Below are 7,528 nucleotides of genomic sequence, written 5' to 3' on the forward strand. Positions count from 1 at the left end.
ATCCCGAGGTAGTCGTTCGAACACCAGACGGTCACCTCGTCCGGCGTGTCGGGGTCATGGCTGCGCGCGGCGGGAAAGGCCCCGCAGCGGCGTTCGAGTTCCGCGAAGATCCGGTAGTTGCCCTCCTGTTTGAGCGCGTCGAGCTGGGCGGTGAACAGAGCGTCAAATTCCATGAGGTTCCTCCGGGTGTCGTGTCGTCGTGGCAGGGCGGGGCGCGGGCAGCATCCAGCGCCAGAGTTTCGCATCGGGCAGGGGCAGCACCATCAGCCAGTGTTCCAGCAGCGCCAGCGCGGTCAGGGCCGCAAGCAGGGCGAACCCCGTGGCCGCCCCCGGCGTCGGCGCCGCCACCAGCCGTTCCAGCCAGCAGGCGGTGGCCAGGCTCAGCGCCGTGACCGACACCGGGAACAGCCAGTTGAGCCGTTGAACGCGGAAATGGCTGGCCAGGTGCGACAGCGCCTCGGGGATGAACTCGGTGTTGATCCGGGGCACGCCGAAATAGAGGTTCAGCTTGGCCGAGATGCGCGCGAAATAGAGGATGGTGAAGGTCCAGGGCGCAACGCTGTTCGCGGCGTCATGGCCGTGCAGCCAGATCGCGATCATCACGGCGGCCAGCAGCATCTCGTGGTAGGCGATGGTGCCCCAGGCGCGGATGAAGCGTTCCCATTCCGGCAGGCCACGGGGGCAGGCATAGGGATTGGGGCCGGTGATCGCGCCGGTCATGAAGGACAGCTCGATCCAGCCCCAGACCGCCAGCGCCGACAGGAAGGCCCAGTAGGCGCCGCCGGGGCCTGCCAGCGCCTGGGTGACGTGAATGCCCCAGGCGCCCAGTGCCAGCAGCGGCAGGCCCGCCAGCGTGACCGCCCGCCGCGCGCGCGCCCCGCGCCGGTCCGCCATGCGCACGACGACCAGGATCGTCCCGGTGGAAAACCACCAGAGAAACAGCGCGGCCAGCGCAGCGATCCAGGGCGCGCCCGTCATGACGGGCACACCCGAAAGGCGCTGTCTGCACAGGGGCGCCAGGGGATATGCGCCCGATCGCTCAATAGGCCGGCTCCAGCCGGGTGCTGGCCGGCAGGCGATGCTTTTTCGCCGGGATGAAATAGAGCCCGGCAAAGGCCGTCACCGCCCGCACCTGCGCCGAAATCCGCCGCGCGAACCCGGCCACGCCGCCCTGTTTGCGGGCGCGGTCAAGATCGGCATTGGCCTTTTGCAGCCGCTTCAGCCCGGCCGACCAGCGCGGGCTGTCGATGTCCAGCGTGATCGGAAAGATCTGTTTCGACAGGGCGCTGGTCTTGGCAAAGACCTCTTGCCCGTACCAGTCCGGATCGACGCCAAGCGCCTTGTGAAAGGCGGGGCGCTGGTGGTCGCGGACATACATCGTGGCAAAGACCGCCGTGAGAAAGAACTTGATCCACAGCACGTTGACGCCCGAGGTCAGTTTCGGATCGGTCTTCATCAGCAGGGCAAAGGCTTCGCCGTGGCTGAACTCGTCGTTGCACCATTCCTGGAACCACTTGAAGATCGGATGAAAGCGGTGCTCGGGGTGCGCCTCGAGGTGGCGATAGATGGTGATGTACCGCGCGTAGCCGATCTTTTCCGACAGGTAGGTGGCGTAGTAGATGAACTTGGGCCGGAAATAGGTGTATTTCTTCTTCTGCGTCAGGAAGCCCAGGTTCACCGCCACGCCTGCCTCGCGCAGGGCGTCGTTGATAAAGCCCGCGTGCCGCGCCTCGTCCCGCGCCATCAGCTGGAACAGCTGGGTCACGTCCTTGTTGGTGCCGCGCCGCTTCATCTCCTTGTAAAGCACGCAGCCCGAGAATTCGGCAGTGCAGGAGGAGATCAGGAAGTCGATGAATTCCTTGCGCAACTGCGGCTCCATCCCGTCCCAGTCGATCCGGTCCCAGTCCTCGTTCTTCTTGAAATGGCCCTTGTTCGGGTCGCTGACCATCTGCGCGATCAGCCGGTCCCAGTCGTCGCGCACCGGGCTGACGTCGATGGCGTCCAACTCGTCGAAATCGGTGGTGTAAAAGCGCGGCGTCAGCAGGGTGTTCTGCATCGCCGTCTCGGTCGCGGCCTTGCTGTCGAATTTCGCCTGTTCCGCCTGGATGGCCAGGCCTTCCTCGGCGGTGGTGGCGTCGGCGCTGTGCATGTTCTGGATGTTCATAGCGTGACCTCCTCGGAGAAGGAGAATTCGCAGAGCTCCATAACCTCGAAATCGCCGGTCAGCCGGGTCCAGAGCCGTTCCAGCCCGGAGGCGCGGACGATCGTCGCCTCGCGCGCCTCGCGGATCACCTCGCCGTAGGGCGCCATGATCTCGGGTCCGTGGACCCGGACGCTGTCGCCGGGGTAGACGGTGGTGCCGTTGTCGAAACGCACATGCGCGTGCAGGCTCTCGAACCTGTGCGAGATCTCTACCGTGCAGGGCGCCCTTTCCAGTTCATGTGTCAGCCATCCCATTTATTGGCCTCCTTCCCTCATTGCGCCAGCAAACGCCCGAAGGCCCTGGCATTGTCTGCGCCGAACCCCATCAGGTCGGCGCGCCACCCGGTGCTGCTGTCGTGCAGCTCGAGCCTGCCGGTATCGCGTTGCAAGAGCGTGACGGGGGCGTCAGGCGCGACACCATGTTTGCCACGCTCGTGCAGCAGGACCCGGTAGACACCGGAGATGAATCCACCCTCTTCGGGCGTAAGATCGGCAATCAGCACACCCTCGGGCGTGTGGATCCGGGCGGCACCAGCCATGTCGCCGGACAGCACGATCTCGCGGCTGAGGGTCACGGCGCCGCCGGGCGGCAGGGCCTCCAGCGGACGGTCGGTCAGGCGGGCGGCGGTCACCAGTGCCAGCACCGTCAGCATCAGCAGGCCCACCAGCCGCACCATGACGCGCGGGACAAGCTCCTTGTCGTCGGCGGGGCGTCTCAGGCGGGGCGGCATTGCGGTGCGGGACATTGCGAAACCTCTACTCTGCGGCCAGGGTCGCGGGACGGGCAGGGGTGCCACGGGCCACGCGGGGCGTCGCGATCTCGGCCTCGGCCTGGTCTGCCAGCAGGCGCGCGACGTTTTCGGCCTCGGGGATGCAGCGCAGCGCCGGCTGCGTGCGGCGCAGCACCCAGGGGCGCACATGCGGCCAGCACACAAGGTAGGACAGGCGCACGTCCCCGGGCAGCAGGTCCAGCGCGATGGTCCCGGTGCCCCGGCGGCGCAGCGACAGGTCGGCGCTGCGGATCTGGCTGTAGGGCAGGTTCAGCGTCACGGTCAGCGCGGCGCCGATCCGCATCGCGACCCGGCGGTTGGTGATCGTGTAGACCGTTGCGCGGGCCTGGACAAAGCCCACGATCATCAGCAGCACGCAGACGATCGCGCCCAGGATCAGGAAGGGGGACGAGGCGGCAAAGGCCTGAACCGCACTGCCCTGGTCGACCAGGGTGACAAAGCGCCAGGCCGCCAGCCCGGCAAAGTAGAGCGCCACCCATTTCAGGTTCAGCGCCTCAACCGTCAGTGCCCACCAGTCCGGGCGCCCCTGCCAGAGGATCTGCTCTCCCTCCGGTGGGCGTTCGGGCAGGCCGCGGACCGGCTCGAAGGCGAAATCGTCATGGTTCATGGCGCTCTTCCTTTCCCGGTCTCAGCCCAGTTGCGGGGCCTGCCGCGCGGCGCTGGCGTAAAGCGTGCCGCCGCCGTACCAGGCACAGATCTTTTCCTCTTCCAGCAGCGTCACCTGCCGGGGCGAGGCATGTTGCGGCACGCCTGCGAACTGCGCGCCAAAGATCGAGCGCACGCGCACGCCGTCCTTGCGGATGCGGGCCATCGTCATCGGGATCAGCCGCTTGCCGGCCTCGTCGTCCAGCGTCACCTCCAGGTAGCGGACCAGCTGTTCCGGCGCGTCCACCCACATGTCGGAAATCTTGCCGACGACGGCGCCGTCCCCGGCCACCACGGGCAGCCCGCGCGGATCGCGCCCGGCGGCGACGTGAAAGGTGCCGGTGGCATTCATCGGCACGATCTTGGGGTGGCCGTGGCCGTCCAGTTCCGGCACGTCGCGCCGTGCCGCCCAGGAGGCGGGGCCGACGCCATCGGCCATCGGGTCGCCGGTCGGTTCAAAGGGGAACCCGTCCGAGGCGGCGGTGCGCGCCAGCGCCAGGTCGGCCCGTTCCCTGTTCTGGCCCGACGGGACGGTGACGGTGCCGCGCCCGTGGGGCAGCGTGAAAGTCTTGTCGTCGGGAACCGGGAACATGCCCTGGTTGGGCGCCGGGTCGCCGTCGTCGTTTTCGAGCGGATAGCCCTCGCGCATGTTCTCGCGCTGGATGTAGTAGATCAGCAGGGCGAAGAAGACGAGAAACAGCCAGAGCGCCAGGCTCGCCAGGTCGAAGTTTCCGAAGAAGGGGTCTGCCATTGGTCTGTCCTTTCCAGGGTGTCCGTGCTCTCGCCTCGGGTCTCAGGTGGGGAAATCCGCAAGTCCGATGCGGGTCTCCGATTGCGGGGTGGGGGGCGGCCTGCGCAGGTGCACCAGCGGGCCAAGGGCCGCGAGGGTCACGAAAAGCAGCCCGATTTCCAGGTGGTAGACAAAGGCATAGCCGGTGGCGGGGGATTGCAGCGCGGTGCCCAGGTCGCCGGCGCTGGCCAGCGCCCCGATCCAGTCGCGCAGGCCTCCGCCCAGGGCGATGGCCAGCCCGGCCCCGGTGGCCTGTGCGGCGCCCCAGGCGCCCAGCGCAAGGCCGTGCCCGGCCCGGCCGGTGGCCGGCATCCGCATCGCCGCCAGCAGGGTCGAAACTGCAAAAAGCCCGCCGCCCAGGCCGATCAGCCCGGCCCCGGCAAAGAACAGACCGGGCGCCTGCATCGGCGCGGCAAAGATCACCGCGCAGAAACCCGCGATCCCGGTCAGCATCCCGGTGCCCGCCATGCGCATGGCGTCCCGCCCGCGCGCCAGGGCCCGGCCCGCCAGGGCAAAGCCCGCCAACGCGCCCGCCGCCCAGATGGCGGTCAGGAGAGTCGTGGTTGACACGCTCAGGCCCAGGATCTCGCCGCCGTAGGGTTCCAGCAGCACGTCCTGCATGTTGAAGGCCAGCGTGCCCAGGAAGACCACCGCCAGCAGCCGCCCGGCCTCTCCGCCGGCCAGCAGGTCGGCCCAGGCCTCGGCAAAGCGCGGGCGGGGCGTCTCGCGCTCGGCGCGCGACATTGGGCGCATGTGTTCCTGTTTCCACAGCGCGACCAGATTGAGCAGGATGCCGACGACCGCCGCGCCCTGCACCACGCGCACCAGCGTCAGGGGGCTGAAGTCCCGCAACAGCCAGCCGATCACCAGCGACGCCCCCCCCATGCCCAGCAGGAACATGACGTAAAGCAGCGCCACCACGCGCGGGCGCGTCTCCGCATCGGCGCGATCCGTGGCCAGCGCCAACCCGGCGGTCTGGGTCATGTGCAGTCCCAGGCCCGTCATCAGGAAAGCCAGCGCCGCCAGCACCTCTCCGGCAAAGGGCAGCTGGTGCACCGCGTCGCCGGACAGAACCAGCAGTGCAAAGGGCATGACCGCCAGCCCGCCCATCTGCCAAAGCGAGCCGAACCAGAGGTAGGGAATGCGTTTCCAGCCGATCGCGCTGCGGTAGGTGTCCGACCGGAACCCCAGCAGCGCCCGGAACGGCGCGATCAGAACCGGCAGGGCGATCATCGCGGCGACCACCGTGGCCGCCACCGAAAGCTCGACGATCATCACCCGGTTCAGCGTGCCCAGCAGCATCACCGTCGCCATGCCGACCGAGACCTGGAACAGCGACAGCCGCAACAGCTGGCCCATCGGCAGGCCGGGGCTGGCGGCATCCGCAAAGGGCAACAGCCGCGCCGTCAGGGCCTTGAGATGTGCGGGGCGCAGGATCATGAGGCCAGCTCCATCGCCTGGCTGATGTAGAAGCCGACCGAAACCCGCTCCAGCACCGCCAGCCGCCCGGGCGCCCCGGCGCGCCCCAGCGCGCGCGACAGGCGGGTCGGGGCATGCGGCACCATCACCGGCGACCGGTCGGCGCGCGGGAACAGCTGTCCCATGCGCCACATCGCCATCAACAGGGGCGTGCGCGGCGCCACGGTAAAGACCAGGCGACCCTCAGTGCGGCGGGCCAGCCTCTGCAGGGCCTGCGCGATGTCGCTTTCGGCGTAGTAGATCAGGCTGTCCATCGCGGTCACATGGTCGAACCGGCCCAGCGTCGGGTCCAGCATGTCGCCGCTGGTGAAATGCACCTGCCCGCGCAGGTCGCTGGGCAGGCGGTCCCGCGCGATCCCGACCAGCGCCGGGGAAATGTCGACGGCCACCACCTCGGCCCCGCGCGCCGCCAGTTCGGCGGTCATCTGTCCGGTGCCACAGCCCGCGTCCAGCACCCGCGCCCCGCGCAGGTCACCAGGCAGGCGCGACAGGATCTGTGCCCGCATCGCATCCCGTCCGCGCCGCACGGTCTCGCGGATGCGGCTGACCGGCGCATCGCTGGTCAACCGCTCCCAGGTGCGGGTGGCGGTGGTGTCGAAATAGGTCTCGACCCGGGATCTGGTGGCCTCGTAGCTCATTCAGTCGAACCCCAGCATTTCAAAGATGTCGCGGTCTTCCATCGGTGCCGGCGCCAGCGGCTCGGTCCCGCGCCAGAGCGTCTCGGCCAGCCGCAGGTATTCCGCCCGGCAAGCGATGATGTCGTCTTCGTCGTCCATCTCGAACAGCGTCTTCTTCTTCAGCCGCGAGCGGCGAATGGCGTCCACGTCGGGCATATGCGCGATGCGGTCGAAGCCGACCCTTGCGCAGTAGCGATCGACCTCGTCGGTCTCGCGCGAGCGGTTGGCGATACAGCCCGCCAGCCGCACCTTGTAGTTGGCCGACTTGGCCTGCACCGCGGCGATGATCCGGTTCATCGCGTAGATGCTGTCGAAATCATTGGCGGTCACGATCACTGCCCGGTCGGCGTGCTGCAGTGGCGCGGCAAAGCCGCCGCAGACCACGTCGCCCAGGACGTCAAAGATCACCACGTCCGTGTCTTCCAGCAGGTGGTGCTGTTTCAACAGCTTCACCGTCTGGCCCACGACATAGCCGCCGCAGCCGGTCCCGGCGGGCGGGCCGCCCGCCTCGACGCAATGCACGCCGCCCCAGCCCTCGGTCACGAAGTCCTCGGGGCGCAGCTCCTCGGCGTGGAAATCCACCTCCTTGAGGATGTCGATCACCGTGGGCTGCAACCGGCCCGTCAGGGTAAAGGTACTGTCATGCTTGGGGTCGCAGCCGATCTGCAGCACCCGCTTGCCCATCCTGGCAAAGGCCGCCGAGAGGTTGGACGAGGTCGTCGACTTGCCGATCCCCCCCTTGCCGTAGACGGAAAAGACCTTGGCCCCCTCGATCCTGGCGTCTGCGTCCTGGTGCACCTGCACCGATCCTTCACCGTCCTGACCGCGCCGCAATTGCGGGATGTCGTCTCTCGGGCTCATGAAGTCCTCCAAACGGGGCGCAACGCCCCTTGTTTCTTTGGGCCGCAAATACCTCGGGGTCCGGGGCAGAGCCCCGGTCCGAC

General features: G+C 68.2%; 9 protein-coding genes and 1 pseudogene. All 10 read right to left on the reverse strand.

Translation table 11 applies throughout. The annotated features are described in order from the left end of the window. Window positions 1-173 (reverse strand): annotated as a pseudogene (locus tag PVW46_RS02745) (5-aminolevulinate synthase); the annotation flags it as partial. Beyond that, entirely contained in the window at window positions 163-978 is an 816-nt protein-coding gene (gene puhE, locus PVW46_RS02750; protein WP_069210037.1) for a putative photosynthetic complex assembly protein PuhE, read from the reverse strand. The gene puhE and the pseudogene PVW46_RS02745, both read right to left, overlap by 11 nt. A 61-nt stretch (window positions 979-1,039) precedes the next feature. Beyond that, on the reverse strand, window positions 1,040-2,164 hold the full coding sequence (gene acsF / locus PVW46_RS02755; RefSeq protein ID WP_069210036.1) for a magnesium-protoporphyrin IX monomethyl ester (oxidative) cyclase: 1,125 nt from the start codon (window positions 2,162-2,164) through the stop codon (window positions 1,040-1,042). Then, entirely contained in the window at window positions 2,161-2,457 is a 297-nt protein-coding gene (locus PVW46_RS02760; RefSeq protein ID WP_043143925.1) for an O2-dependent cyclase accessory protein, read from the reverse strand. Before PVW46_RS02760 ends, acsF begins: the two co-directional genes overlap by 4 nt. A gap of 17 nt (window positions 2,458-2,474) precedes the next feature. Then, window positions 2,475-2,948 (reverse strand): photosynthetic complex assembly protein PuhC, encoded by a 474-nt coding sequence (gene puhC / locus PVW46_RS02765; protein ID WP_069210035.1) that lies wholly within the window; start codon window positions 2,946-2,948, stop codon window positions 2,475-2,477. A 10-nt stretch (window positions 2,949-2,958) separates the two neighbouring features. After that, window positions 2,959-3,600 carry a photosynthetic complex putative assembly protein PuhB gene (gene puhB / locus PVW46_RS02770; protein ID WP_069210034.1) on the reverse strand — a complete coding sequence of 214 codons (642 nt, stop codon included), beginning with the start codon at window positions 3,598-3,600 and terminating at the stop codon, window positions 2,959-2,961. A 21-nt stretch (window positions 3,601-3,621) separates the two neighbouring features. Continuing rightward, the gene (gene puhA / locus PVW46_RS02775; RefSeq protein WP_069210033.1) at window positions 3,622-4,389 is read right to left on the reverse strand and encodes a photosynthetic reaction center subunit H; all 768 of its coding nucleotides are present in this window, start codon (window positions 4,387-4,389) and stop codon (window positions 3,622-3,624) included. A gap of 42 nt (window positions 4,390-4,431) precedes the next feature. After that, on the reverse strand, window positions 4,432-5,868 hold the full coding sequence (locus PVW46_RS02780; protein ID WP_069210032.1) for a PucC family protein: 1,437 nt from the start codon (window positions 5,866-5,868) through the stop codon (window positions 4,432-4,434). Then, complete coding sequence (gene bchM / locus PVW46_RS02785; RefSeq protein WP_069210031.1) at window positions 5,865-6,545, reverse strand: magnesium protoporphyrin IX methyltransferase; 681 nt, start codon at window positions 6,543-6,545, stop codon at window positions 5,865-5,867. Before bchM ends, PVW46_RS02780 begins: the two co-directional genes overlap by 4 nt. Then, window positions 6,546-7,445, reverse strand: coding sequence for a ferredoxin:protochlorophyllide reductase (ATP-dependent) iron-sulfur ATP-binding protein (gene bchL / locus PVW46_RS02790; RefSeq protein ID WP_069210030.1), 900 nt, complete (start codon window positions 7,443-7,445; stop codon window positions 6,546-6,548). Window positions 7,446-7,528: the final 83 nt, after the last annotated feature.

This window comes from Mameliella sp. AT18 (genome assembly GCF_028807275.1).
GTDB lineage: Bacteria > Pseudomonadota > Alphaproteobacteria > Rhodobacterales > Rhodobacteraceae > Antarctobacter > Antarctobacter albus.